Below are 23,750 nucleotides of genomic sequence, written 5' to 3'. Positions count from 1 at the left end.
CGAGCGATAGCGAGTGAGCGGGTGTTTTTAGTCCAGGTTTTTGGAAGGGGTTCGAGGGAGCGCGCGAAGCGCGCGACCGAGGACCCCTTGTAAAAAAGTGGGTTTTAGTCGTCCAGTTCGTCGTAGACGGCCGCAGCGAACGCACGTCCCATCTCGGAAGCCGGCTCGTCAGCCGCTGGATTGTTCTCGTCGGTCGATGTGTCGCCGTCGAACGTGGGATCGAACAGCTGGAGCGCGGTGTTGATCGTCGACCAATCGTCGTCCTCGGCGGCGTCGCGCAAGCTTCGGGTCGGAGCGGCGAGCAGCTGGTTCACGAGCGTGTCCGCGAACGACTCGACGACGGCGCGCTGGTCGTCGGTCAGTCCGTCGGTTTCGAGCTTCGAAACCGCGTGCGCGAGTTCGCGCTCCTTCATCCGCTCCGCGCCCGCGTACATCGTCCCGATCACCTCGTCGGCACGCTGGCGCTTGTATCGAGCGAGCAGTCGATCGAACTCGTCGTCGATCAGCGCCTCGACCCGCGATGCGGCCTCCCGGCGACGGTCGTGGGTCTCGTCGGTGACGGATTCGAGCGCGTCGAGGTCACACACCGTCACGTTTGGCTGATCGTCGGCACTGGGTGGCACGTCGCGCGGCTGGGCGAGATCGACCACGAGCGTCTCGCCGACTGCCTCGAACGTCGCCCGTTCGAAGACCGGGTCGGGGCTGCCGGTCGCCGAAACCACGACGTCGGCGGCGTTGACCGCGGTCGCCACCTCATCGAGCGTGAGCGCGCTTGCCTCGACATCGACGGTACTGGCGACGTGCTCCGCGTTCGCTGCCGTCCGGTTCGCGATCAGGAGCTCGTCGACCGACTCGGCGAGCGCGGTGGCGGCGAGCGATCCCATCTCGCCCGCGCCGACAACGAGCGCGGTCGCATCCGCGAGGTCGGCCTCGCTCGTGGCGAGTTCGACGGCAGCACTCCCGAGCGAGACCACGCCCTCGTTGATCCGGGTCTCGGCCCGCGCACGTTCGCCGACGTGGAGCGCCTTCTCGATCCCCGTCTCGAACAGCCGCCCGATCCCGCCGGCCGCCCGGGCGGTCGCGTAGGCGTCCCGGAGCTGGCCGAGGATCTGGTCCTCGCCGAGCACGATCGATTCGAGTCCGCAGGCGACCCGCATAAGGTGACGAAGGCTCTCCTCGTGGTCCAGTTCGACCACCGCTTCGTCCGGCACGCCTTCGACGACCGACCCGACGATCGCCCGTCCGCGATCGCGATCGTCGGTGACAACGTACGCTTCGACCCGGTTGCACGTCTCGAGGACGTACGCCTCGCAGACGTCCTCACGGTCGAGCAGCGCCTCGACGGCCGCGCGTTCGTCACGGACGCCGGCAGCCTCGATCGTCTCGACGCTCGCGCGCCGATGTGAAACGCTAACGCCGGAGATGACACCGGTGGCCGTGGTCATTCTGCCCCTGTCGACGAGAGCACGTCGCTGATCACTGATTCCGCCTCTGTCCTCGCGTTATCGCTTGGATCACCTAAAGCCTTCCAAACCCGATCCGAGCGGACGACCGCCCGGATGGCTGCCCGGCGCTGAGAGGGACCGACCCCGCGCTCACGGAGCTCCGTGCGGAGCTGTCCAGAGAGATTCGCCATCGCCCCCATATCCGCGAACTCCGCCTCGAACCGCTCGCGAAGGTATCGACTGAGCGCCGGACTCCGCCCGCCGGTGGCGACCGCCATCATCACTGGGTCGTCCCGTACCGTCGCCGGTACGACGACTTCCCTCGCATGCCCGTCGCTGTCACCGCTCCTCCCGTCAGTCGTCCCGCCGTTCGATTCATCGGCGTTCCCACCTCTGCTCCGATCGGCGCGATTCAAAAGAACGCCGCGATCGTGCGCTACGCGCGCAACGGCGTCGTTCACCGCATCGTCGTCGGTCGCCGCGACCGCGAGCGCCGGCTCGATCCGTTCGAACCATTCCGGAACGGTTGCGGGGCTGGGGGCGGCGCGAACCAGCTCTCCACCGCCGAAATCATGGTCGCCGAACGTTGGGCTCACGACCACGACCCGCGCCTCACGGGCGAACCGGCGGACCTTGCGTGCTCCGACTGAGCCGCCACCGAACACCAGTACCGTCGATCCCGAGAAATCGTGGAGTAGTGGGATCATGTTGCGCCTCCTGATGCGCTGCCGCGGTGCGGTGCGCGGCGCGGTCTGCGGTGCCGTTGGCGTGGCGGTCTGCTATGGCGGCTCCTGGTGGACTGGAAGGGCGAGCGGGCTACGCAAACCCGGATGCCGCAAGCACCGCAACCGAGCGAGTGCAACGAGCGAGGTGAGGAGCGCAGCGAATCCCGGGAGCGTAGCCCGCGAGGGCTTTCGCCGTCGTCACGGTGGACGTTTCTGCTCTGCTGTCCTTGCGGCCCGACGAACTCGAACACGAACGATCGCGCCATACTCATTCGGTGTTCGCTGTAGCACGTTCGTCCAGCCGGATACCCGTCTTCTTCAGGATGCGCGTCGAGAACAGCGTGTCCCAGTCGTCATCGTTGACGTCAAAGAAATTATCCATCTGAGCCCTAACCTGTTCGATCCGGCGCTCGCTCTCGCTCTCGGAGCGGCCGTGGGTCATCGCGAAGAAGTTGTACGGCCAGACGCCCTCGTGGCGTGGGCGCTCGTAGCAGTGGGTCACGAAATCGAGGTCGGCGATCGCCGGTCCGACTTCGCCGACGAGCTCGTCAGGGACGTTCCAGACCGTCATCCCATTCTCAGTGTAGCCGAGCGCGTAGTGGTTCGGGACGACGCCCACGCGCCGAATCTTCCCGCCGCGCTCGAAGCGTGTGATCGTCTCGATCACCCACTCGACGTCCGCATCGATCGCCTCGGCGACGTCGCGGTAGGGCGTCGCGGTAATCGGCAGCCCGCCCTGGAGTTCGACCACGAGATCGCGTTCGGCGGGCGTGAGCCGGTCGTCGGTGGCGGGTTCGACGTCAGGGCTGAGGTCCGATAGATCGAGATCCCCAGTCGAAATCGGTCCGTCGAGCAGGAACTTCGCCTCGACCCGGAACTCGCGTTGTTTCGGGAGGTTGTAGGTTTCCTGTCCGGTTTCGGCCTCGATTTCGGCGAGCACTTCGTCGACGCGAGCCGCATCAGCGACGCTCACGACGAACCACATGTTGAGGTGGGGATGTTCGCGCTCGTAGTTGTGCGCGACCTCGCGGTGGGCGTTGACCGTCTCGGCGACCTCCTCGAATCGGTCTTCGGGCGCGTGCATCGCCACGAGGGTCGCCGTCCCGCCGATCGCCTCGGCGTCGATCAGCGCACCGAACCGCGAGAGGGTGCCCTCTTCGTCGAGTCGCTGTACCCGGTCGAGCAGTTCGTCGGCCGAAAGGTCGACGCCACGCTCGCGGAGGGCCGCAGCCGCGGGCTCGAACGGCCGCTCGACGACCGGGAACCCGCCCTGGAAGGCGTTGAGGATCGCGCGATCGCGGCGGTCGAGATCGACTGCGATGTCCGCCTCGTTCATGGTCGTTGTCGGTGCGCATCGGGGATAAACACCCCGTTCGGCCGGTCTTCGATACCACGGATTCTCCAGCTATCCTTCGACGCCGGTCACTGTGTACCCCTCGTCGCGAAGCTCGTCGAGGATCGCCGCGTGGTCGGCGCTCGCCTCGTAGTAAAACACCACGTCGTAGGTTCTCTCACGGAGGAGCTGCTGGCACTCCCAGACGAACTCGTCGCCCTCGATCGTGAGTCCCTGGTGTTGGTTCAGCCCGAACTCGGGGTCGTCGGTGCCCGAGTAGACGTAGGTGTCGCCCGCGTCCGCGTGACCTGCGATGATCTCGCCGATCTCGATCGTGGCCTGGTGGAGCAGGCTTTCCTCGGCGCTCGAAAACTCGGTATGCACCACGACGCCGTTCAGCTCGATCTCGCCGGGTTCGAGCAGCGCCGCCGCCCGCCGATAGAGGTCCTCGTCGATGGATTCGCTCATGTGGGTGGCTCGCGGTCGGCGTATATATACACTGTCGATCAGCGCCGTCCGAACGGTCGCCATCGGAGAACAGCCGATAGCGGGAGCGTCGACGAATCGATGACCGAGAGATCACTGATCGACAGTGTACTGCCGGAGAGCGATCGATGGAGCCGCCGCTCGCCGGGAGCAAATATTGTGTTCGAAGGTCGCCGTTACAGCCGTTCGAGGTTCTCGGCGCGCGGACCCTTGTCCGCCTGCACGATGTCGAACTCGACCTCCTGGCCCTCTTCGAGATCGGGGCCGCCGACGTCCTCCATGTGGAAGAACACGTCTTCCTCGGAGTCGTCGCTGTCGATGAAACCGTACCCGCCCGTGTCGTTGAAGAAGTCTACTGTGCCGTTCGCCATGATTACAGCCGTTCGAGGTTTTCCGCGCGCGGACCCTTGTCCGCCTGCACGATGTCGAACTCGACCTCCTGGCCCTCTTCGAGGTCGGGGCCGCCGATGTCTTCCATGTGGAAGAAGACGTCCTCCTCGGAGTCCTCGCTGTCGATGAAGCCGTAACCGCCCGTGTCGTTGAAGAAATCGACCGTACCTGTCGCCATTGCACTCGATCCGACGCACCGGGGACATAAAAACCTGCGCAAATCCCGGTCATCCAGTTCCTCACTTCTTCCTCGTTACCGCCAGCGCGACGTGGCATAAGACTCATTTCACCCGCGCGAGTGCGAACTGTAATGCCTTCCAGCGCGCGTCGCTTGCTCGATCGGACGTACGAACGTCTGCTCGAACGCGAGGTCGACGGCGCACCCTCCCACGTCGCCGTGATCCAGGACGGCAACCGACGGTACGCCGACGAGCGTGGTAAGGACGCCTCCGATGGCCACCGGGCTGGCGTGAAAACCACCGAGCAGGTGCTCGATTGGTGTGCGGACGTCGGTGTCGAGGAACTCACGCTCTACACCTTCTCGACCGAGAACTTCGACCGCCCGCCCGAGGAGAACGAACACCTCTTCGCACTACTCGACGAGAAGCTCCGGGAGTTCGCCGACGCCGAGCGCGTCCACGACCGGGAGGTCGGCATTCGGGCGATCGGCGAGACCGACCGGCTGCCAGCGCATCTCCGCGACGCCGTCGAGTACGCCGAGAGCCGTACCAGTGGGTACGATACCCTCCAACTCAACATCGCGCTCGCGTACGGCGGCCGCGCCGAGTTGTTGGGAGCGGCCCGTGACGCTGCCCGTGCGGTCGATGGAGGTGACCTCGCGCCACACGAGATCGATGCCGACGAGATCGACCGCCGGCTCTACGAAGGGCCGACGCGCGACGTCGACCTCATCATCCGCACCGGTGGGGACGAACGCACCTCGAACTTCCTCCCGTGGCATGCGAACGGCAACGAGGCTGCGGTCTTTTTCTGTACGCCCTACTGGCCGGCGTTCGCGAAAAAGGACTTCCTGCGGGCGATCCGGACCTACGAGTCCCGTGAGGAATCGTGGCGGCGCACCCGTGCGCGGCGTGCACTGGCGCTGGTGCGGGCGGTTGGCGGTGCGGAACTCGACGACGCGCGCGCCATCGTCGACCGGTTCCGCGAGTATCTCCCACGTCGCGAACTCGAACGGGTCGACCGTGACGACGGCGAGCCGGCGGCTGCCGACTGACTGGCGGCTCACCACCGAATAGTCATCGTACTGCTGTGCGACGCTCGACGGTCAACAGAACGGCGGCGATCACCGACAGAACCGCAAGTGGGACGATCACGCTGCCAATGCTGAACAGCGAAAGCACCGAAAACACCGACACTGCCACCGCCAGTCCCCACACACGCCAGACTTGTTCTGTCCACGCCCAGTAACCAACGCCAAGCGAGAGCGCAATGACGACAGCCGACCAGAAAAGCATTACTGGTGCGTTCTCGGCGGCGAGCGTTGCGCCGTCGACAAACAGATATGGAATCACGGATATGACGAGCAGATAGCCAGCACCGAGCAGTCCAACGAGGGCCGCGAGTAGTCCCGCTCCTCTGCCGATGAAGCCGAGCCGCGAACCACCGTCTCGTCCGCGATTGTGGGACAACGACATCACAATTGGAATTTCGATGTATTTACTGATAAGTATTGTGTGGAACAATCTTTGAGTCGTTGTAAATGGCGTCGTGACGTGTTTCCACGACGGTGATCCTCTTCTTTCGATCGAGATCTACTGCCCGTACCGGCGCTGTCGGTTCTGATAGTCCTGGAGAGCCCGCAGATAGTCGCGCTTCCGGAAGTCTCGCCAGTTTACGTCGGTGAAGTGGAGCTCCGAATACACGGACTGCCAGATCATGAAATCCGAGAGGCGCTCCGCACCGGTCTTGATCACGAGATCGGGATCGATCGGAAAGACCAGCCGCTCCTCGATCGCGTCGCCGTCGACGTCGCCGGGTGCGAGCGTGCCGGCCTCGACCTGGGTTGCGACCCCGCGTACTGCCGCCGCGAACTCGTGTTTGCCGCCGAGACCGATACTGACCTGGATGGGGGCGTCGGCGCGCTCGGCGTCGTCGGGCCCCCGGACCGCGAGTTCGCGCGGTGCGTCACACCGCTCGAAGACTCGTCGGATGGCGGGCACAGCGCCGGTATCGAGCACGCTAACGTACACCAGTACGCGGTCGGCTCCGTACTCGAACGCCCACGCGAAACAGTCTTCGAGGGTACGGTAGGCTCCGTCTTCCAGGAGATCGCGCTCGGCGATGACCACCGCGACCCGCTCGGGCAGCGGGGCCGGGTTCCGACGGACCCGGCTGGCGAGATACCGATCGTAGAGTCCCACACGCCGACTACTCGCGGGGTGCGCCTAAAACTCACGGCTCGCGCCGACGAAACCGGCGGTTCGCCGTGTCACACCTGCCGGTTCCGGGCTTCGGGAGTGTTAAGTGGCCATCGGCGAAACGACGGGCAGTGACATCCACCGTCCGGCGGGCGGGCGCGTTCGCACTCGTCGGCGCGCTCTCGCTCGCCGCGCCCCTCTTCGGCCCCGCGATCGCGGCCCCGTTCGCGCTGATCGCCGGCCTCGCGGCCTTCGTGATCGACGACGGGCCGGTGTTCGAGCTGTTCGCCCGGTCCGGTGATCGTCAGGAGCGCACGCTCTACGGGCTCGCTGGCTTCGCGCTCGCCATCGCGGGGCTCGCGCTGTTCTCGTCGGTGTTCGACATGCCGATGTTCGTGTTCGTGGCGAGCGTGCTCGTGCTCTCGGGCGGCACTTTCGCTGAGGCGGTGGCCCAGGAGTGGCGGGGGACGCCGATCGCGGGCGTCGTCGGGTTCGTGGTCGGTGGGACCCTCGCGGGTGTGGCGGGCCAGCTCGTGGTCGGACTCGCGGCCCCCGCGCCACCACCCGCACTCGCGGTCTTTTACGCTGCCAGCGGGGCGTTGCTCGGCGCGCTGGTGCGATCGGTGCTGTTCGAACGCGACGATCCCCTCGTGCTGTTCTCGATGGGGCTGCTCCTCTGGCTGCTGGCCGCCCTCTCGCCGTCGGTCCCTGCCACCGGGATCGGTCTCGCGCTCGCGGTCACCGCCGGGTTCGGGTATCTCGCGTACGCGCTCGACACCGCCTCGATCCCGGGGATGGTGACGGGGGTGCTCTCGGGACTGTTGATGATCGTCCTCGGCGGATTCGGCTGGTTCGCGCTCCTCATCGCCTTCTTCGCGGGCGGCGGGCTCGCCACCAAGTTCCGATACGACCGGAAGCGCCAGCGCGGAATCGCCGAGGACGACGGCGGCGCGCGCGGCAGCGGGAACGTCCTCGCGAACGCCGCGGTCGCACTGGCGGCGGTGCTCGGCTACGCCGCGGCCCCGCTGCATCCCGCCGGCGGCGAACTGTTCCGATTCGTCTTCGCCGGATCGATCGCCGCCGCGATGGCCGATACGCTGTCGAGTGAGATCGGCGGCCTCTACGATACGCCGCGACTCATCACGACGCTCGAACCCGTTCCGCCAGGCACTGACGGCGGCGTGACGTGGCAGGGTGTACTCGCCGGACTCGGCGGTGCGGCGCTGGTCGCCGGACTTGCCGCGCTCGTGTTCGACGTGACTCCTGCTGGCGCGGCGATCATCGCCGCAGCAGGCGTTGCTGGAATGGTGGTCGACAGCCTCCTCGGGGCGCTGTTCGAGAACCAGCGCTTCGACAGTCTCCTCCCGGGTGCGAACGACGCTGCGGGAACCGACCGAGACCTCGGTTTGCTCGGCAGTTTGGAGTTCGACAACCGGACCGTGAACTTCCTCGCGACGCTCGCGGCCGCGCTGGTCTGTGCGGCACTCGCCGTGAGTATCGGCCTCGCACCGGGATGACGCGCGAGGCGATCCGCGACGACCTCACGACGCTGCTCGCCATTCAGTCGACATCGCTCGATTCGACGTGGCCCGACCTCCTCCACGCGGGAATCGACGGCCCACCGTTGGTCCTCGTCGCCGGACAGCCGCCGGTGGGCTACGCGCTCGCGATCACGGGCGATCCCGCCTACCTCGCCGAACTCGCGGTCGCGCCCGATCATCGAGGGTCGGGCCACGGCTCGGCGCTTCTCACTGCACTCATCGAACGCGTGGGCGACAGCGAACTCCGACTCACGACCCGCGCAGACGCCACGGACGCACGACGGTTCTACGAGCGCCACGACTTCACGGTCGCCGAGCGGTTGCCGGGCCACTACGACGGCGACGACGGTCTCTTGCTCGTCCGTCAGTCCGAGGTCGACTTGCCAGGCGCTGACGACGAATCGGCCTCCCCGTCGGATTCGGGTCGGAGCTGAGCCGCCGTTCGCACCCGAACGCCGGTGGGTTTCTTGACGAACTCGCCCTCCGAACGCGCGACGATCTGCTCGACGCCGCGCTGAGCGGCGATGTCGAGCACGCGCTGGGAGAGTTCGCCGTCGAGCACCACGCTCGCTGGCACCGCCGTCGCCTCGGCGATGGTATCGAACGCCGCCGCCGCCGGGGCCTCGGCCACCGTCTCGAACTCGGTGTCGAGCAGCCGGACGAGCTCGGATCCGTCGTCGATGACCGCTCTGACGTGTCCCTGAAGCGTTTCGGGCTCGGGCGCGGCGTCCGGTTCGGTGTCGGGCGACTCGTCGTCCGTCGGATCGCTGTCCGCTGGTTCGTCGCTTCCCGGTTCGTCCGTCTCGCCGGTCGTCTCACCGCCAGCGTCGCCTCCGGCCGATCCGGCTCTCTCGGTCGTTGCCTGCTCCCCGGTTTCGTCCCCTTTGTCCGTCGAATCCGGTTCCGTCGAAGGCAGTTCCGTCGATGCGGCCGATTCGGTCGCCGAATCGCCGGCAGCGTCGTCCACCGCTGTCTCGACCTGGCCAGCGAGGGCGTTCGGTCCGGCCATACCGTCGGGTTCGACCGGCGGCGCGGGTCCGGCGCTCTCGGGTGCGGGCCGCAAACTGCCGTCGGTGGCGGCGACGGCCTCGCGCGGGCTGCTCGCGCCCGCGACGAGATCGTAGGCGACCTTCTCGCGGAGCGCAGACAGCGCCGCCTCGCGCGAGAGGTCCTCGACGCTTTCGCCTGTGGGCGCGACCGCGACGTAGTCGACGTCGCCGACCTGATCGAGTTCCTTCAGGATCAGGTCGCCACCACGGTCACCGTCGAGGAAGGCAGTCGTCGTGCGTTCCGTGGTGAGCGCAGCGACCGCGTCGGGGACGTTGGTTCCCTCGACCGCGATGGCGTTTTTGACGCCGTACCCGAGCAGAGTGAGCACGTCCGCCCGCCCCTCGACGACGATGATCGCGTCGGCGTCGGCGACCCGTGGGCCGGCCGGTAGTCCCTCGTAGGTGGTGATCTCTCCGGTGCGTGCGCTCTCGCGGACGGCCTCGACGAGCTCCGCCGAGCTCATCGTGGTCTCCTCGAACGCGCCCAGCAGTGCTTTCGCGCGATCGACCACCTCGCGGCGTTTGGCCGCCCGGACGTCCTCGATTCGGTCGACGTCGACGGTCGAGCGACACGGCCCGATCCGGTCGATGGTTTCGAGCGACGCGCCGAGGATCGCCGTTTCGACCTTGTCGAGCCCGCTCGCGATGGTGATACGGCCGAACGACTGGCCGTTGCGAGAGTTGATCGTCACGTCGATCCGGCCGACCTTCGAGGCGTCCTGGAGCGTTCGGAGATCGAGATCGTCGCCGAGCAGACCCTCAGTCTGGCCGAAGACCGCGCCGACAACGTCGTTGCGCTCCACCACCCCCTCGGCGGTGACGTCCGCGTGAATCAGATACTTCGCTGAGTCCTCCATGATTGTGAACTGCCCCGGTGGGGCGTACTCCGTGAACCGCGTTGAAACCGCGTCACTGATGCAGCAGATATTGCCAGTCCGAACGCATATACCTACCGCACCGAACGGATCGAGAGCGACAAAACGCCGTCCCTTTGCAAAGCGATTTCGGTTGCTTGGTGTGCCGGAGTTTCCGGTGGTGACCGTCCTACTTTCGCTGGCAACTCCTCCAATAGTTATATTGGTATCGTTACTGTTTTCTCACATATGCCGGCGAAGGAATCAGAATCCCACAGACTCGCTACCGTGGTGTCGGAGCTTCTCTACGCCGTCGCTGGCTGGATGCTGGTGGGATTGGGCGTGCTCGGCATCGTCGTACAGATCGGGTATGCCATAGAGGGACTGGCTGATCCAGTACTGACGCCTGCGGTCGTGCTCATCTCTTCGGCGCTCGTTCTCTTCGGTGTGTTCGTGAACCCGCGCTTTCGTCGCCGCTTGGATCGTCGCCACTCGCTCACCCGGCTTGGACGAGTCCGGAGCGTCGACGAGCGCGTGCTCCACGCTTCGGAAGGCTGGACGGAACGGTGTGTGAGCTGTGGCTCACGACTGAACCAGGGGTTGGTCCGGCGCTACCGCGAAGAGATCTGTCTTGCCGGGATTCCCGTCGTCACTACGTCCGTAGAACACAACCACTACTGCGTTGACTGTGCCACGACTGAGTTTCCGGGTCTTACGCGCTCGGATGCCGCTGCGATCGAATCACCGGACGAGTCGAAAGAAACAGCGCGGCCGGCGACCGAACGGCACTGACGAGCACCGATCTACCGACTCGGCTCACTCGGTTTGCTCCAGGGTGACGGCCGAGGATCGACGATCAGTCCGCGGTCGGGGCGATCTGCTGGGCGTCCGCCATCGCGAGCACGTCGTCGAAGAAGTCGAGCGAGTCGTGCGGGCCAGGGTTCGCCTCAGGGTGGTACTGGCGGGTGATGACGTCGAGTGCGTCGCTCGCGAGCCCTTCCGGCGTGTCGTCGTTGACGTTGATCTGCGTGACGTCGAGCTCGCCGGGGTCGGTCACGGTGTAGCCGTGGTTCTGGGTCGTCATCACCACGCGGCCGGAGTCGAGATCCTGAACCGGCTGGTTCACGCCACGGTGGCCGAAGGCCATCTTTTCGGTGGTACCGCCGAGCGCCGCCGCGACGATCTGCTGGCCGAGACAGATGCCCGCGAGCGGGAGCTCGCCCGCGAACTCCTCGACGAGCGCTTGGGCGGCCTCGAAGTTCTCGGGATCGCCAGGACCGTTCGAGACGAACAGGAGGTCCGGGTCGACCGCCCTGACGTCTTCTGGCGTGGCGTCGTACGGCAGCACGGTGACGTCCGCACCACGTTCGAGCAGCGACGACCGGATCGAGCCCTTCGCGCCGCAGTCGATCAGCGCGACCTCATACGCCCCGCCGCCCTCGTAGCGTGCGGGTTCGTCGACGCTGACCGTCGCACCGATGTCAGTGTGCTCGCTCATCCCCTTGCACCGATCGAGTTCGGCGAGCGCGTCCTCGGAGGTCGCGTCGGGACCGGCGGCGATCCCACACTCCATCGCACCCTCTTCGCGGACGTCAGTCACGACGTCGCGGGTGTCGAGGTGGTCGATCGCGGGGACGCCCTCCGCTTCGAGCCACTCGGCAACGTCGTCGGTGAGTTCTCGTGCGAGAACCGCCGTGGGCTGGACGCGATCCGACTCGAAGCGCTCGTCTCGGACGCCGTAGTTGCCGATCAACGGGTACGAGAAGGTGAGCACCTGTTCGGCGTAGGATGGATCGGTGAGACTCTCCTCGTAGCCGGTGTAGGCGGTCGTGAAAACCAGTTCACCACGGGCCGTGCCCGGTGCGCGCGCACGCCCAGTCAGGACGTGGCCGCCCTCGATCGCCACGTAGGCATCCGTCATTACGATATGCGCACGAACTCACCCGTAATAACCGTTGTGTTCGAAACAAGGTTACGATATTCGTAATCGTGAAGTGCCGGCGACGGGTACGATCGCGAATGGACGACCTCGATCGCCGCATCCTGAACGTCCTCCGGCGGGACTCCCGAACTCCCTACACCGAAATCGCCGAGCAGGTGGGGACTTCGGAGGGAACGGTCAGAAACCGCGTCGAGCAACTCGTCGACGACGGAACCATCGAACGGTTCACTGTGACCACCCGAACCGGTAATATCAAAGCGATGATCGAAGTCGGCGTCGCGGTCGACGTCGACACCTCGGCGGTCTCGAAGCGGATGACCGAGTGGCCCGAGGTTGACTTCGTCTGGCAGGTCTCGGGCGAGGAGGACGTGGTGCTCGTCGTCGATGCAGCCGATACGACCGCGGTAAACGCGCTGATCACCCAGGCTCGCGAACTCGATGACGTCGTGAGTACCAAGACCCGGCTGATCCTCGACGAACGCCGCGGGTAGGGTAGTCGTCGTCAGTCCCCAAGCGCCTCGATACCAGCGCGGAGCTGTGCTCTCCCGTTGGTCACCACGGCGTGTGGAAACCGCCGGCGCGCACCGTCGAGTGCGTCCGACAGCGCTGCCGCGGCATCGTCGAAAATTCCCTCACCGTGGCCGACGAGGACTCGTTCGGGTTCGAGGTCAACGAGCAGATTCCGCGGTGGGAGCGCTCGACACAGCAGGTAGATTCCGAGCCACTCCGCACCGACGGTAAACAGTGGCGCGGTCCCGAGCGCCTCCGGCACGTAGAGCGTCCGATCCGACTCGCGGTACGCGATGGCCTCGTTCCAGCCGGGAAACGGTGCGTACCGCTGGACCACGAATCCGCTATCGCCGAGCGACCACGCGAACCGCTCGACCGGTGCATCGATCCGCGCCGCGGCCCGGTCCAGCCACCGTGGCACGTGCACCGACACGCCGTGACGCTCGGCGATGGCGCTTGCACCCCGGGCATGATAATCGGAGAGAACCGCCACGCCAGCGATCTCGCCGACTGCTTCGAGTAGGTCGTCAACGCCCGGCGCGTCGAGCGGATCGATGATCCACACGCCGTCGTCGCCGCGGATCGCGTGACTTGCTCGCTGCCCGTTCTCATGGGGATGCGCCAGCCAGCCGACGCCATTCTCCCACCGACCGATGGGGCGGCACTCGGTCGGTTCGTCCCGTGCGTACATCGGCATGGCCGATCTGTCACTGGAACTCGTCAAAGAGATTGTGTTTCGATCCCGAACGACCGCCGTCAGTCGTCCTCCGGTGGTGCGCCGACACCGGGCGTCGCCCATTCCGGTCGGTCGAACTGGTCGCTGTCCTCGTGGATGTACCGGTAGAGTCGGCCGATGATCTGGTAGGGCAGCCAGTCGTCGACTCGTGGCTCGACCCGTCCGTCCTTGATGGCTGCGACCACGTTCTCGGGGGTCGGTTCGGTGACGTCGACCGCGGTGTACGCCCGGCCCACTTCCGGCGGGTAATGGACGTCGCTGCCGCCGGTCATCGGGAGGCCGTGGCGGTCGGCGAGGCGTTCGACCCACGCCCGCGTCCGGGGATGTTTGCCGTTGACTTCGATGGCATCGAACGACGCATCGACCTCTCTGACTGTCGAGTTCCGATAAGGATGAGCGATGATCGCGGCACAGTCCCGCTCGTGCGCGATCTCGACGACTTCTGTGGGTGTGAGCTCTCCACGGACCGTCTCTGACGGTGGATCGGGGCCGACCACGAGCACGTGGCCCTTCGTCGTCGAGACCTCGATTCCGGGGATGATCGCGACGCCGGCGAGTTCGTCGTCGAACGAGCGGTAGTAGTCGTGGTTGGTGGTGGCGACCCCGTCGAGCCCGCGGAGGCGCGCGGTCCCGGCGAGCAACCGGACCCCGAGCGGGTCGTAGGCGTCGCCGAGCCGCCGATGACCGTGGAAGAATCGCGTGTGTGCGTGGAGGTCGATCCGGTACACAGCCGACGGTGGAGCCGGCAGCCCTTTGCTGTTCCGTCCGCAATCGGTGGCCCATGACCGAACGATCGGCACTCACGACCCCGACCCGCCGGCGATCCATCCGCGCCGACGGCGGCCACGCCACCGACGTCGGGATCGAGGCGTCGCGGGTTCTCGTCTTGAACCCGGTGAGCGGGAGCGCCGATCACACCGAGCGGATCCACGAACTCGCCGCCGATCACGACTTCACCGTTCGCGAGACCAACGAGGCCGGCGACGCCATCGATTTCGCCCGCGAAGCGGCCGACGCCGACCTCGTCGCGGCCGCCGGGGGCGACGGGACGATCCACGAGGTGGTCCGAGGCCTCTACGACGCCGACGCACTCGATTCGACGACCGTCGGGGTCGTCCCGACGGGAACCGGCAACAACTTCGCCGGCAACGTCGGTGTCGACGACGTCGAAGAAGCCTTCGCGGTGCTCGAAACCGGTGACACCCGGGCGATCGATCTCGGGATCGCGAACGGCCGACCGTTCGTCAACTCCGCGATCGCGGGGCTGACCGCCGACGCGAGCTCCGAGACCACCGCCGACATGAAAGACAGCTTCGGCGTGCTCGCGTACGTGATGAACACCGTCCAAACCGCCGCGTCGTTCGAGGGACTCACGCTCGATGTCGAGACCGCCGCGGACGAGGAGTCGTGGCGCGGCGAGGCGGCGTTCGTTCTCATCGGGAACGGCCGTCGGTTCCCCGTCGAGGGTCACACCCAGGCCGACATGGAGGATGGCCGGTTCGAGGTCACCATCATCGAAAACCGGCCGACCGGGGAACTCGTCGGCGAGGCCGCCATCCGGCGGCTGCTAGGGACCGACACGTCGAACATCACCCGGCTCGACACCACTTCGCTCTCGGTGTCGGTCCGGGACGGCGAGCCGGGGACGTTCAGCCTCGACGGCGAGATGCTCTCGGCGCGCGACCTCGACGTCGAGACGGCGCGCGAGGCGCTCTCGATCCGGGTCGGCGAAGGCTACGAGATCGACCCGGAACCGCTGGACTGATTCTCGTCCATCTGCGTTCGGATCGGCGGCCGCACAGCCCCAGCGACGATCCACTCTGCCGGGAGTCGAAGCCGCTTTGAGGCCCCTCCGCGAGACCCATCCATGAGCACGCCCGACTCACCCAGTGCGGACGCCGGGACGGCCCACCCGAACGCCGGCCAGGACGTGATCGCGGTCGACGCCGACGACGAGTCGACGGGAACGGTCAACCGCCTCGACGCCCACACCGGCGACGGGACTCGCCACCGCGCGTTCACGGTGTTGGTCTTCGATCAGGACGGCCGCATCCTGCTCGCCCAACGTAGCCCGGAAAAGCGCCTCTGGGACACCTTCTGGGACGGCACCGTTGCCTCCCACCCTGTCGAGGGACAGACCCAGGTCGAGGCTACCCGCGAGCGCCTGGTCGACGAACTCGGCATCACCGCCGACCAGTACGAGGAGGTCCGGGTGACCGACCGCTTCGAGTACAAACGCTACTACTACGACGAAGGCGTCGAGCACGAGGTCTGCACCGTGCTGAAGGCCACCCTCTCGGACACCGACCTCGATCCCGACGAGAGCGAGGTCGCCGGCCTGCTGTGGGCACCCTACGAGCATCTCCACGAGAATCCACGGTGGTACCGACAGCTCCGACTCTGTCCCTGGTTCGAGATCGCGATGCGGCGCGATTTCTAACGCCCACCTTTTGCTGCGCTCAGTCGCGCTACGCGCTCCCTCGCTGGCAAAATGTGGATCAAAAGCCTCGTCACCCCCTCGCGTCGCTCGGGGGTTCCTCGGCCCGCTCACTCGGCCTGCGGCCTCGCTCGCGGTAGAACTGCTAGCGTTTTCCGCCTCCGCAACCGCACAGCACCGCCGAAGCCCTCACTCCCTTCGGTCGCTCGCCCTTCATCCACCGAGGTCCGCACCGCCGTCGCACCGCTCCCGCCACCGCCGCTGCACCGCCCCCGCCATCGCTACCGCACCGCGGCCACCGACCGCACCGACCGCCGCGCGGGTTCCGGTGCAGTCATGACACCCGACGACACACGAGATTCATGGGCATCGACGAACCCGACATCGACCCTGAAGCGTTCCTCGACGACGTGGAGATGCGCGTCGGCGAGATCGTCGCCGTCGAGGAGTTCCCCGAGGCGCGAAAGGATGTTTACAAACTCGACGTCGACTTCGGCGGCGAACGCCTCCAGTCGGCGGCCGGGCTGACGCGCTACGACCGCGAGGAACTCCTCGGTCGCCAGGTGATCGCGGTCGTCAACCTCGGCACCGTCTCGATCGCAGGCTACGAGAGTCAGTGTCTCGTGACTGGCGTCGACGCAGCCGACGGCGTCGTCCACCTTCAGCCCGAATCCGAGGTCGAAAACGGCACACGAGTGTACTGACGCAGGACGTGGCTGGTCGGTCCGCTCGACAACGCTTATTCGTCGTTCGCCGATAGGAGGCGTATGCAGACACACATCGTGCCGGTCGGGTTCGACTACGACCGGCTCATCGCGCCGCTGGTGCGCGATAAACTCGATGTCGATCACGTGATCCTCCTCGAAGGCGCGGTCGGCAGCGCTGCGAACGTCGAGTACTCCCGGAATCTCGCGGCAAAATTAGAACAGGACTTCCGGAACCTGCTCGGCGCGGAGACCGAGCGGTTCGTGGTCGACGACGTGTACGACTACGACGCGGCGTTCGAGCAGGCCTACGAGATGATCAACACCGAGCTCGACGCGGATCGGGAGGTCTGGGCCAACATCAGCGCGATGCCGCGAACGGTGAGCTTTGCCTTCGCTACCGCCGCCCACTCGATCGGCGTCGAGCGCAGCGAGGACCGCGGGCAGATTCACACCTACTACACCATCCCCGAGAAGTACCTCGAAACCGAACTCGCCGAGGAACTTCATCGGCAGATCGACCTGCTCGCAGATCTCGCCGGCGAGATCGACGACGAGCGCGTCGACGAACGCCTCCAGAGCGCGCGCGACCTGCTCGCGGAGTTCGACGAGCGCGGCACCACCATCGGCGCGAAGTCGGTCGACGGCAGTCACATCATCGAACTTCCGGTGGCTTCGTTCTCGAACGTCAAACCGTTCGAGGAGCTGATCCTGTTCAAACTCGGCGAGGACGGCCCCTTCGAGAGTGTCTCCGAACTCGCCCAAGCCCTTGCACGAGAACTCTCCGAGGAGTACACCGACAGCTTCCGCTCGAAGGTGATCTACAACGTCGATCGGCTCGGCCCCGGCGGAAAGGGGTACATCGAACAGGACGCTCACGGCAAGTCCCACCGGACGCGGCTCTCGCGGATCGGTGAGTTGTGGGTTCGTGCTCACGCGAACGGGGAAATCCGAACGGAGTGAGGATTTCCGAACGGTCGATCGGGGAGGTACGACCCGCGAGACGGCGAGGTGCGAACGGAAGGCGGACCACCGAACGGCTGACGCTGGCCAGCACACGATTGCTGCCGTTCAATCCCGAGGAGCGGCTGTCTGTGGCCAGCTTTGTGGAAACGTCGGACCGCCGACCGACGGGAACGACCGAGCGTAGAGATCGCAGGCAAGCGTTTCGATCTCGGTCAACCGGTCCGCGCTGTCGTCGGTGCAGTCGGTTCCACACGCTGCGTAGATCGTCCCTGCTCCGATCTGCTCGTAGCTGAGCCGGCCGTGACACCGTGGACAGCGAACGTCGACGTGAGCCAGCATCCAGTCGGCGTCGTGATCCGCGTGGCGCACTCGTGCGCTCAACGCGAGCCAGACGATCGCGTCGGGTGCCCGCGGTCCGCTCGCCGATTGCTTGAGCCGGCGCAGCCAGAGCGCGACCTTCCGGTAGAGGGCGGCGTTTTCCGCTTCGTGGTACTGATGACTGCGGCGAAAGTGCGCGAGCAGCGCGCGTCGCGATGACCGTATCGACCCCGCCGTGAGTTCGCCATCGAGTTCCGTCTCAGCGACGATTCCGTCCGCAACGGGTGCGCGGAGCGCACGGCCGTGTTCGTCGTAGTGGCGTCGTTCGGAGAGCTGTGCACCGGTCTTCGGACAGAAGGTGGTTGCGCCGATCATCTGCATCCCCCACCGGGAGGGAACCGACAAGCCGGTGTAAGCGAGCGGGACGGAGTGCCGGAACTTCCACACTGAGACGAGACTACAACCAACCGAGCATCCGGGCGATCGTGAGCGCCGTCGCGACGATAACGAGGGTCAACTTCACGAGCCGGAGGTACCGGTAGACCCGCGAAACGTCGTTCTCGCCGTGTGCAGCGTCGCCGTCGTCAGCAACGAACGACCTTACACGGCGAGCGCGGGCGCTGAGTGATTCGAGACTGTCCATGCAGTCGGACTATCTGGCCAACGATACTGAACCCGCGCGCCGGACTTCCGGAACGCCCAGTATCAGTCCTGAAGCCGGTAGGTCCGCCCGCGGCCGTCGCCTTCCTTGACGACGAGATTGTAGTGGGCGAGCTTCGAGAGGTGGTTGCGCACCGTCCGATCGGTTTTGGGGTCGTCGACGCGCGCGGCGTACGCCTCGTAGAGATCGCCCGGCGCGATCGAGCCGTGGTCGTCGACGATCTCGTAGAGCACGCGCTGGTGGGGTGTGAGCTGATCGACGTGTTTCCGCTGGACCGCGGTCCGGCCCGCCGGAATCGCTTCCTTGACCATCGTGGACGTGATCGTTGCAGTGCCGTCGCGCTCGGCCCGCCGCGCGGCGTTTCGGAGGACGGTGATCGCCACACGGGCGTCACCGGCGGCGGCGTCGGCGATCCGTGCGAGCCCGTCGCGGTCGATCGCGCCCTCGTCGAGCCCCCACCGAACTCGGTCTTCGAGAATCGAAACGAGTTCGTCGATCGCGTACTTCTCGAATCGGATGCGGGTCGCACCGTGGAGCCGCGAGACGAGCCGTTCGTCGAGCCGCGCGAACAGTTCGGGTTCGCGGTTGGCGATCAGCACCATCGTGATTCTCGGGATTCGGTAGAGATCGTAGAGCACGCTCTCGTCTTCGAGCTGGTCGACCTCGTCGAGGATCACCACGAACGGCGGACCGTCGTAGCTTTCGAGGCGTTCGAGGAGCTCGTCGGTCGGCGTCGACTGGCGGTGAACGTCGTAGGTCGGCCCGATCGCTTCGAGGAGGCGATACAGCGCACGAAATCTGGTGTAGTCCTGCCAGCAGTTGACGTACTGGTGGGTGAGATCGATCACGCTCTCGCGCAGCCGATCGACAGCAAACCGGGAGAGGCAGGTCTTGCCGGCCCCCGAGGGGCCAAACAGCAGGGCGGTTTCGGCGGGCTCGTCCCGCGTCACCGGAGCGAGCGCGTGAGTCAGCGCGTCCATCTCCTCGTCGCGATGCCCGACCTCGCTCGGGATGAACTCGTCCTGGAGGATTCGGGCATCCTGGATCATACCCGGTTGGTGCCGGCCGAACGAGTATAAATGGAACCGTCGTGTTTCCAGTTCTTCCGGGTGGCGGTTCGTTCGATGCCGACCATCGTTCGTCCTCGTCGGCAACTGTCCGCCTACTGCCCGGCTTCGAGCTTCTTCACCCGCGTCGCGAGCACGAGGAAGGTCGCGAGCAGTGTCAGCGTCACCGCCGCGGCCGCGGCGAGGTCGTGGGCAGGCAGCGAGTGATCGATCACGCCGTTGACGAACTCCGCGCGCAGGAGGGTGTGGTGGTAGTCGCCGACGAGCGGGACGAAGTAATCGACCACGTCGTTGAACCCGTACCATACTACAGCGATCGCGACCGCGCCGACCGGGAACTCGGCGTAGCGATGGATCACGAAGGCTTGCAGCGCCATCGCGAGATGGCTCAGGATGAGGAACCAGTAGAGCCACGCCGCGATGCCACTCGGGCCGTTGAGGAACAGCTGGACGAACGGCGTCCAGAGACCGAGTTTGAGACACCCGAAAAACGCGAGCGCGTTCAGCCGCTCCGGATCGTAGCCGAGTTTCCACGCCGCGAGCGACAGCGCGATGAACAACGTCGCTGCCGGACTGTCGGGCACGAACGGCCACATCACCAGCGGGGTTCCGGCGAACTGGACCCGATAGTACCAGAAACCGAAGGCCGTGCCGACGAGGTTCACCGTAACAACGAGCCACACGAGCCGAAACCCGAGATCCTCGATCGCACGCGGCACCGGTGCGACGTACCACGGCAGCGCGTCGCTGTCGGGAACCTCCCCATCGAGGACGCGCCCGAGCGGGCCGACACCGGGTTCTCCGGCCATTGCGTGGTCGAAGGGTGGCCGTGGCAAAACGATGGCGGTCCGATCGGCAGACGGCGTGCGATCGAGACCGCCGAACCGCAGCGACTGCCGTCAGTCGAGTGCGGCGTCGATCGCGCGGTCGAGGTCACGACGCTGATCGTCGAGGTGTTCGATCCCCACCGAGACGCGAATCAGACCGTCGGTCAGTCCCGCTTCGAGGCGCTCCTCGCGCGGGATCGCGGCGTGGGTCATCGCGGCGGGCTGCTCGATCAGGCTCTCGACGCCGCCGAGTGACTCGGCGAGCGTGAACACCTCCGTACTCTCGACGACCGTACTCGCCTCCTCCAAGCTACCGTCGAGTTCGAAGCTCAACATCCCGCCGAAGTCGTCCATCTGCCGTGCGGCGAGGTCGTGCTGTGGGTGCGAGCCGAGCCCGGGGTAGTACACCTCGCTCACGTCGGGATGATCGTCGAGCCACGTCGCGAGCGCGCGGGTGTTCTCGCAATGGCGATCCATCCGGACGGGGAGGGTCTTCGTCCCCCGAAGAACGAGGAAGCTCTCGAAGGGACCGGGCGTCGCGCCGACCGAGTTCTGGTAGAACCCGATCCGTTCGTCGAGGTCGTCGTCATCGACAACGAGTGCGCCACCGACTACGTCCGAGTGGCCTCCCAGATACTTCGTCAGCGAGTGGCTGACGATGTCCGCACCGTCTTCCAGCGGCCGCTGGAGGTACGGTGTGGCGAAGGTGTTGTCGACCGCGCACAGCGCGTCGTGGTCGTGGGCAAGATCGGCGAGCGCGGCGATGTCGACCACCCGCATGAGGGGGTTGGTCGGGGTTTCGAGCCAGAGGAGTTCGGTGTCGGGGCGCATGGCTGCCGCGACCGCGTCGTGGTCGGTGGTGTCGACGAAGTCGAAGTCGAGATCGTAGTCTTCGTACACCTGGGTGAATAGCCGATGAGTGCCCCCGTACACGTCATCGCCCGCCACCACGTGATCGCCCGCTTCGAGCAGGTTCAGAACGGTGTTGATCGATCCCATCCCGCTGGAAAAGGCGCGACCGTGTGCGCCACTTTCGAGGGAGGCGAGGTTGGCTTCGAGGTCGGTGCGGGTGGGGTTCCCCGTCCGGGAGTACTCGTAGCCACGATCCTTGCCGGGGGAATCCTGAACGTACGTGGAGTTCGCGTGGATCGGGGTCATCAGCGCGCCCGTCTCCCCGTCGGGTGCCTGGCCGGCGTGGATCGCGCGGGTCTCGATGTGATCCTCGTAGCTGTCGTGGTCCGTACTGTCGTCGTTCGCCATGAGTCGACGTGGGTGGCGCGAACTGTGACTCTTGTCGTTTCTACCCCTCCCAGCTCTCGAATTCGTCGTAGATCCCTTTCGAGAGGTAGCGCTCCGAGGAGTCGGGGAACACCGTCACCACCGTGTCGTGGGGGGCGTCGATTTCGCCGTCGCGGATCCGTTCGGCCACGTCGCGGGCGGCGACGCTCGCCATCCCCGCGCTCGCCGCCACGAGGTGGCCCTCCTCGCTCGCGAGCCGTTTGAGCTCGTCCTGGGCGGTGCGATCACCGACTCGGATGACTTGGTCGACGAGTTCGGGATCGAACAGCTCGTTCGTCGAGGGATCGTGCGTGCCGATCCCTTCGGTCTTGTACTCGCCTTCCTCGACCTCGGTGCCCATCACCTCGGCGTAGCGTGATCCCTGGGGTTCGACCGCGGCCACGAACGTCTCCGGATGCTGCTCGCGGGCGTAGCGCGCGATCCCCATGAGCGTGCCCGCCGTGCCACAGCCTGCGACCACCGCGCCCACCCGCCCGTCGAGCGCGTCGTGGATCTCGGGCGCGGTAGTCGCGTAGTGCGCCTCGGCGTTGAGCGGGTTCGCGAACTGCTGGGGCACGACCGCGTTCTCGTGTTCGGCGGCGAGTTCGTCGGCGCGATCGATCGCGCCGCCCATCCCCTCGTCGGTCGGCGTGTTGACGATCTCTGCACCCAGCGATCGCATCAGTTGCTGCTTTTCGAGGCTGAACCGCTCGGGCACTACGAACACCGCCTCGACGTCCAACTGGGTAGCGGCGAGCGCGATCCCGATTCCCGTGTTCCCCGCTGTTGGTTCGATTACGGTCCCACCAGGATCGAGGTCGCCGCGGTCGAGCATCTCTTCGAGCATGTACTGCCCGATCCGGTCCTTGACGCTCGCGCCGGGATTGAACGATTCGAGCTTCGCGTACACCGGGACCGACTCGGGCGCGGCGTGGACGCGAACCAGCGGGGTCTCGCCGATGGTCTCGTTCACCGAATCGAGTGGCTCTCGATGCGTCGTCATCGGTCGTGCGGGGGCGCGGGACTGGCTTCGGCGGCCTGGTTCGGGGGGGACATGAGCGGTATCATCGTTACGACTGAGGCAGTATTCGCGCGGCCGACGTTTGGTCCTTCTGCCTTCGGCGGCCGAACGATCTGTGGCCGAAGAGGAGGGTTAAGTGCGTCGGGCGGCAACTCCGGTCATGGCCGACGAGACCGACTTGGAGGAACTGAAACGCGGTACCGACCTCGTGAAGCGCGGGTTCGCCCGGATGCAACAGGGTGGGGTTATCATGGACGTCGTGAACGCGGAGCAGGCGCGAATCGCGGAGGACGCCGGTGCGGTCGCGGTGATGTCGCTCGAAGCCGTCCCCGCCGACATCAGAAAGCGCGGCGGCGTCGCGCGGATGGCCGATCCCGCCGACGTCACCGAGATCGTCGAGGAAGTCTCGATCCCGGTGATGGGCAAGTCACGGATCGGCCACACCAAGGAGGCCCAGATCCTCGAAGCCGTCGGCGTCGACATGATCGATGAGAGCGAGGTGCTGACGCCGGCGGACAACGAGTACCACATCGACAAGCGCGACTTCACCGCACCGTTCGTCTGTGGCGCGCGGAACCTCGGTGAGGCGCTCCGACGGATCGACGAGGGTGCGGCGATGATCCGAACCAAGGGCGAGGCCGGTACCGGCGACGTCAATCAGGCGGTCCACCATCAGCGTACGATCAAGGGTGCGATCCGGAAACTGGAGGGCATGAGCCACCAGGAGCGCGAGGCCTACGCCCGCGAGATCGAGGCCCCCGCCGGCCTCGTTCACGAGACCGCAGACGCCGGCCGCCTGCCAGTCGTGAACTTCGCTGCCGGCGGGATCGCAACGCCCGCCGACGCCGCGCTGATGATGCACCACGGCTGTGACGGCATCTTCGTCGGCTCGGGCATCTTCGGCGCGGAGAACCCCGCCGCGATGGGCGAGGCGATCGTCGAGGCCACCAACTCGTGGGACGACCCCGAGACGCTCGCACGGATCGCCACGAACACTGGCAAGGGAATGAAAGGCGACGCGAACGTCGACCTCCCCGAAGAAGAGAAGTTGCAGGGCCGCGGCGTCTAGTCACCCACTTTTT

28 protein-coding genes are annotated in these 23,750 nt (G+C 66.1%); 10 read left to right on the top strand and 18 right to left on the bottom strand.

Annotated features, from left to right (window positions below):
• Positions 1–104: 104 nt before the first annotated feature.
• From hemA to C449_RS11130, 6 genes are all read right to left on the bottom strand, one after another.
• Positions 105–1,445 (bottom strand): glutamyl-tRNA reductase, encoded by a 1,341-nt coding sequence (hemA, locus tag C449_RS11155; protein WP_006078124.1) that lies wholly within the window; start codon positions 1,443–1,445, stop codon positions 105–107.
• Positions 1,442–2,152, bottom strand: coding sequence for a precorrin-2 dehydrogenase/sirohydrochlorin ferrochelatase family protein (locus C449_RS11150; protein WP_006078123.1), 711 nt, complete (start codon positions 2,150–2,152; stop codon positions 1,442–1,444). The genes hemA and C449_RS11150 overlap by 4 nt, the downstream gene beginning before the upstream one ends.
• A 286-nt stretch (positions 2,153–2,438) precedes the next feature.
• Positions 2,439–3,506, bottom strand: a complete 1,068-nt coding sequence (gene ahbB, locus C449_RS11145) for a siroheme decarboxylase subunit beta (protein ID WP_006078122.1) — start codon at positions 3,504–3,506, stop codon at positions 2,439–2,441.
• Between the two features lie 69 nt (positions 3,507–3,575).
• Positions 3,576–3,971 (bottom strand): DUF5778 family protein, encoded by a 396-nt coding sequence (locus C449_RS11140; RefSeq protein WP_006078121.1) that lies wholly within the window; start codon positions 3,969–3,971, stop codon positions 3,576–3,578.
• 194 nt (positions 3,972–4,165) lie between these two features.
• Entirely contained in the window at positions 4,166–4,360 is a 195-nt protein-coding gene (locus C449_RS11135) for a cold-shock protein (protein ID WP_006078120.1), read from the bottom strand.
• Between the two features lie 2 nt (positions 4,361–4,362).
• Entirely contained in the window at positions 4,363–4,557 is a 195-nt protein-coding gene (locus C449_RS11130) for a cold-shock protein (RefSeq protein WP_006078119.1), read from the bottom strand.
• 132 nt (positions 4,558–4,689) lie between these two features.
• Here C449_RS11130 and uppS point away from each other — a divergent pair, with 132 nt between their 5' ends.
• Entirely contained in the window at positions 4,690–5,613 is a 924-nt protein-coding gene (gene uppS, locus C449_RS11125) for a polyprenyl diphosphate synthase (protein WP_006078118.1), read from the top strand.
• Positions 5,614–5,635: 22 nt separating this feature from the next.
• On the opposite strand, the gene C449_RS11120 is transcribed toward uppS, so the two are convergent.
• Both C449_RS11120 and C449_RS11115 read right to left on the bottom strand, forming a co-directional pair.
• Positions 5,636–6,034 (bottom strand): hypothetical protein, encoded by a 399-nt coding sequence (locus C449_RS11120; RefSeq protein ID WP_006078117.1) that lies wholly within the window; start codon positions 6,032–6,034, stop codon positions 5,636–5,638.
• A 117-nt stretch (positions 6,035–6,151) separates the two neighbouring features.
• Positions 6,152–6,760 carry an undecaprenyl diphosphate synthase family protein gene (locus tag C449_RS11115; RefSeq protein ID WP_006078116.1) on the bottom strand — a complete coding sequence of 203 codons (609 nt, stop codon included), beginning with the start codon at positions 6,758–6,760 and terminating at the stop codon, positions 6,152–6,154.
• Between the two features lie 128 nt (positions 6,761–6,888).
• On the opposite strand from C449_RS11115, the gene C449_RS11110 reads away from it, so the two are divergent.
• Together C449_RS11110 and C449_RS11105 are read left to right on the top strand one after the other, a co-directional pair.
• The gene (locus C449_RS11110) at positions 6,889–8,274 is read left to right on the top strand and encodes a DUF92 domain-containing protein (RefSeq protein ID WP_006078115.1); all 1,386 of its coding nucleotides are present in this window, start codon (positions 6,889–6,891) and stop codon (positions 8,272–8,274) included.
• Entirely contained in the window at positions 8,271–8,732 is a 462-nt protein-coding gene (locus C449_RS11105; protein ID WP_006078114.1) for a GNAT family N-acetyltransferase, read from the top strand. The genes C449_RS11110 and C449_RS11105 overlap by 4 nt, the downstream gene beginning before the upstream one ends.
• Here C449_RS11105 and dnaG read toward each other — a convergent pair.
• Positions 8,663–10,204, bottom strand: a complete 1,542-nt coding sequence (gene dnaG, locus C449_RS11100) for a DNA primase DnaG (protein ID WP_006078113.1) — start codon at positions 10,202–10,204, stop codon at positions 8,663–8,665. The genes C449_RS11105 and dnaG overlap by 70 nt on opposite strands.
• 246 nt (positions 10,205–10,450) lie before the next feature.
• Between dnaG and C449_RS11095 the strand changes: the two genes are divergently transcribed.
• Positions 10,451–10,993, top strand: a complete 543-nt coding sequence (locus C449_RS11095; RefSeq protein ID WP_006078112.1) for a hypothetical protein — start codon at positions 10,451–10,453, stop codon at positions 10,991–10,993.
• Positions 10,994–11,057: 64 nt separating this feature from the next.
• Here the strand turns inward: C449_RS11095 and carA are convergent, their stop codons facing one another.
• Complete coding sequence (carA, locus tag C449_RS11090; RefSeq protein WP_006078111.1) at positions 11,058–12,122, bottom strand: glutamine-hydrolyzing carbamoyl-phosphate synthase small subunit; 1,065 nt, start codon at positions 12,120–12,122, stop codon at positions 11,058–11,060.
• 98 nt (positions 12,123–12,220) lie between these two features.
• Here carA and C449_RS11085 point away from each other — a divergent pair, with 98 nt between their 5' ends.
• The gene (locus tag C449_RS11085; RefSeq protein WP_006078110.1) at positions 12,221–12,634 is read left to right on the top strand and encodes an Lrp/AsnC family transcriptional regulator; all 414 of its coding nucleotides are present in this window, start codon (positions 12,221–12,223) and stop codon (positions 12,632–12,634) included.
• An 11-nt stretch (positions 12,635–12,645) separates the two neighbouring features.
• Here C449_RS11085 and C449_RS11080 read toward each other — a convergent pair whose 3' ends face one another.
• Together C449_RS11080 and C449_RS11075 are read right to left on the bottom strand one after the other, a co-directional pair.
• On the bottom strand, positions 12,646–13,350 hold the full coding sequence (locus tag C449_RS11080; RefSeq protein WP_006078109.1) for a hypothetical protein: 705 nt from the start codon (positions 13,348–13,350) through the stop codon (positions 12,646–12,648).
• A gap of 59 nt (positions 13,351–13,409) precedes the next feature.
• Positions 13,410–14,117 (bottom strand): CehA/McbA family metallohydrolase, encoded by a 708-nt coding sequence (locus C449_RS11075; RefSeq protein WP_006078108.1) that lies wholly within the window; start codon positions 14,115–14,117, stop codon positions 13,410–13,412.
• A gap of 53 nt (positions 14,118–14,170) precedes the next feature.
• Here C449_RS11075 and C449_RS11070 point away from each other — a divergent pair, with 53 nt between their 5' ends.
• The 4 genes from C449_RS11070 (at position 14,171) to C449_RS11055 (ending at position 17,493) form a co-directional block, all read left to right on the top strand.
• Positions 14,171–15,154, top strand: a complete 984-nt coding sequence (locus C449_RS11070; protein WP_006078107.1) for a diacylglycerol/lipid kinase family protein — start codon at positions 14,171–14,173, stop codon at positions 15,152–15,154.
• A 102-nt stretch (positions 15,155–15,256) separates the two neighbouring features.
• Complete coding sequence (locus C449_RS11065) at positions 15,257–15,829, top strand: NUDIX hydrolase (protein WP_006078106.1); 573 nt, start codon at positions 15,257–15,259, stop codon at positions 15,827–15,829.
• A gap of 359 nt (positions 15,830–16,188) precedes the next feature.
• Positions 16,189–16,530, top strand: coding sequence for a tRNA-binding protein (locus C449_RS11060; RefSeq protein ID WP_006078105.1), 342 nt, complete (start codon positions 16,189–16,191; stop codon positions 16,528–16,530).
• Positions 16,531–16,593: 63 nt separating this feature from the next.
• The gene (locus C449_RS11055; RefSeq protein WP_006078104.1) at positions 16,594–17,493 is read left to right on the top strand and encodes an HFX_2341 family transcriptional regulator; all 900 of its coding nucleotides are present in this window, start codon (positions 16,594–16,596) and stop codon (positions 17,491–17,493) included.
• Positions 17,494–17,601: 108 nt separating this feature from the next.
• Here the strand turns inward: C449_RS11055 and C449_RS11050 are convergent, their stop codons facing one another.
• The 6 genes from C449_RS11050 to C449_RS11025 all read right to left on the bottom strand — a co-directional run bounded on the left by C449_RS11050 (position 17,602) and on the right by C449_RS11025 (position 22,650).
• Positions 17,602–18,189, bottom strand: coding sequence for a hypothetical protein (locus C449_RS11050; protein ID WP_152415701.1), 588 nt, complete (start codon positions 18,187–18,189; stop codon positions 17,602–17,604).
• Positions 18,190–18,271: 82 nt separating this feature from the next.
• Positions 18,272–18,457: a hypothetical protein gene (locus C449_RS11045; protein WP_006078102.1), complete on the bottom strand. Its 186-nt coding sequence runs from the start codon at positions 18,455–18,457 to the stop codon at positions 18,272–18,274.
• Between the two features lie 62 nt (positions 18,458–18,519).
• Positions 18,520–19,524, bottom strand: coding sequence for a Cdc6/Cdc18 family protein (locus tag C449_RS11040; RefSeq protein WP_006078101.1), 1,005 nt, complete (start codon positions 19,522–19,524; stop codon positions 18,520–18,522).
• 113 nt (positions 19,525–19,637) lie between these two features.
• Positions 19,638–20,351, bottom strand: coding sequence for a DUF1405 domain-containing protein (locus C449_RS11035; RefSeq protein ID WP_006078100.1), 714 nt, complete (start codon positions 20,349–20,351; stop codon positions 19,638–19,640).
• A gap of 90 nt (positions 20,352–20,441) precedes the next feature.
• Positions 20,442–21,629 (bottom strand): cystathionine gamma-synthase, encoded by a 1,188-nt coding sequence (locus C449_RS11030; RefSeq protein ID WP_006078099.1) that lies wholly within the window; start codon positions 21,627–21,629, stop codon positions 20,442–20,444.
• A 40-nt stretch (positions 21,630–21,669) separates the two neighbouring features.
• Positions 21,670–22,650 carry a PLP-dependent cysteine synthase family protein gene (locus C449_RS11025; protein WP_006078098.1) on the bottom strand — a complete coding sequence of 327 codons (981 nt, stop codon included), beginning with the start codon at positions 22,648–22,650 and terminating at the stop codon, positions 21,670–21,672.
• A gap of 178 nt (positions 22,651–22,828) precedes the next feature.
• Here C449_RS11025 and pdxS point away from each other — a divergent pair, with 178 nt between their 5' ends.
• Complete coding sequence (gene pdxS, locus C449_RS11020; RefSeq protein ID WP_006078097.1) at positions 22,829–23,737, top strand: pyridoxal 5'-phosphate synthase lyase subunit PdxS; 909 nt, start codon at positions 22,829–22,831, stop codon at positions 23,735–23,737.
• The last annotated feature ends 13 nt before the right edge of the window (positions 23,738–23,750 follow it).

Origin of the sequence: Halococcus saccharolyticus DSM 5350 (genome assembly GCF_000336915.1) — an archaeon.
In the GTDB taxonomy this organism is placed as follows: Archaea; Halobacteriota; Halobacteria; order Halobacteriales; family Halococcaceae; genus Halococcus; species Halococcus saccharolyticus.
Note: the sequence above shows the minus strand (reverse complement) of the source record. Positions and strands in the feature narration are given on the sequence as shown.

Coding starts and splice junctions, on each gene's coding strand:
- hemA (WP_006078124.1), bottom strand. CDS start 1,445: ATGACCACGGCCACCGGTGTCATCTCCGGCGTTAGCGTTTCACATCGG.
- C449_RS11150 (WP_006078123.1), bottom strand. CDS start 2,152: ATGATCCCACTACTCCACGATTTCTCGGGATCGACGGTACTGGTGTTC.
- ahbB (WP_006078122.1), bottom strand. CDS start 3,506: ATGAACGAGGCGGACATCGCAGTCGATCTCGACCGCCGCGATCGCGCG.
- C449_RS11140 (WP_006078121.1), bottom strand. CDS start 3,971: ATGAGCGAATCCATCGACGAGGACCTCTATCGGCGGGCGGCGGCGCTG.
- C449_RS11135 (WP_006078120.1), bottom strand. CDS start 4,360: ATGGCGAACGGCACAGTAGACTTCTTCAACGACACGGGCGGGTACGGT.
- C449_RS11130 (WP_006078119.1), bottom strand. CDS start 4,557: ATGGCGACAGGTACGGTCGATTTCTTCAACGACACGGGCGGTTACGGC.
- uppS (WP_006078118.1), top strand. CDS start 4,690: ATGCCTTCCAGCGCGCGTCGCTTGCTCGATCGGACGTACGAACGTCTG.
- C449_RS11120 (WP_006078117.1), bottom strand. CDS start 6,034: ATGTCGTTGTCCCACAATCGCGGACGAGACGGTGGTTCGCGGCTCGGC.
- C449_RS11105 (WP_006078114.1), top strand. CDS start 8,271: ATGACGCGCGAGGCGATCCGCGACGACCTCACGACGCTGCTCGCCATT.
- dnaG (WP_006078113.1), bottom strand. CDS start 10,204: ATGGAGGACTCAGCGAAGTATCTGATTCACGCGGACGTCACCGCCGAG.
- C449_RS11095 (WP_006078112.1), top strand. CDS start 10,451: ATGCCGGCGAAGGAATCAGAATCCCACAGACTCGCTACCGTGGTGTCG.
- carA (WP_006078111.1), bottom strand. CDS start 12,122: ATGACGGATGCCTACGTGGCGATCGAGGGCGGCCACGTCCTGACTGGG.
- C449_RS11085 (WP_006078110.1), top strand. CDS start 12,221: ATGGACGACCTCGATCGCCGCATCCTGAACGTCCTCCGGCGGGACTCC.
- C449_RS11080 (WP_006078109.1), bottom strand. CDS start 13,350: ATGCCGATGTACGCACGGGACGAACCGACCGAGTGCCGCCCCATCGGT.
- C449_RS11070 (WP_006078107.1), top strand. CDS start 14,171: ATGACCGAACGATCGGCACTCACGACCCCGACCCGCCGGCGATCCATC.
- C449_RS11065 (WP_006078106.1), top strand. CDS start 15,257: ATGAGCACGCCCGACTCACCCAGTGCGGACGCCGGGACGGCCCACCCG.
- C449_RS11060 (WP_006078105.1), top strand. CDS start 16,189: ATGGGCATCGACGAACCCGACATCGACCCTGAAGCGTTCCTCGACGAC.
- C449_RS11055 (WP_006078104.1), top strand. CDS start 16,594: ATGCAGACACACATCGTGCCGGTCGGGTTCGACTACGACCGGCTCATC.
- C449_RS11050 (WP_152415701.1), bottom strand. CDS start 18,189: ATGATCGGCGCAACCACCTTCTGTCCGAAGACCGGTGCACAGCTCTCC.
- C449_RS11045 (WP_006078102.1), bottom strand. CDS start 18,457: ATGGACAGTCTCGAATCACTCAGCGCCCGCGCTCGCCGTGTAAGGTCG.
- C449_RS11040 (WP_006078101.1), bottom strand. CDS start 19,524: ATGATCCAGGATGCCCGAATCCTCCAGGACGAGTTCATCCCGAGCGAG.
- C449_RS11035 (WP_006078100.1), bottom strand. CDS start 20,351: ATGGCCGGAGAACCCGGTGTCGGCCCGCTCGGGCGCGTCCTCGATGGG.
- C449_RS11030 (WP_006078099.1), bottom strand. CDS start 21,629: ATGGCGAACGACGACAGTACGGACCACGACAGCTACGAGGATCACATC.
- C449_RS11025 (WP_006078098.1), bottom strand. CDS start 22,650: ATGACGACGCATCGAGAGCCACTCGATTCGGTGAACGAGACCATCGGC.
- pdxS (WP_006078097.1), top strand. CDS start 22,829: ATGGCCGACGAGACCGACTTGGAGGAACTGAAACGCGGTACCGACCTC.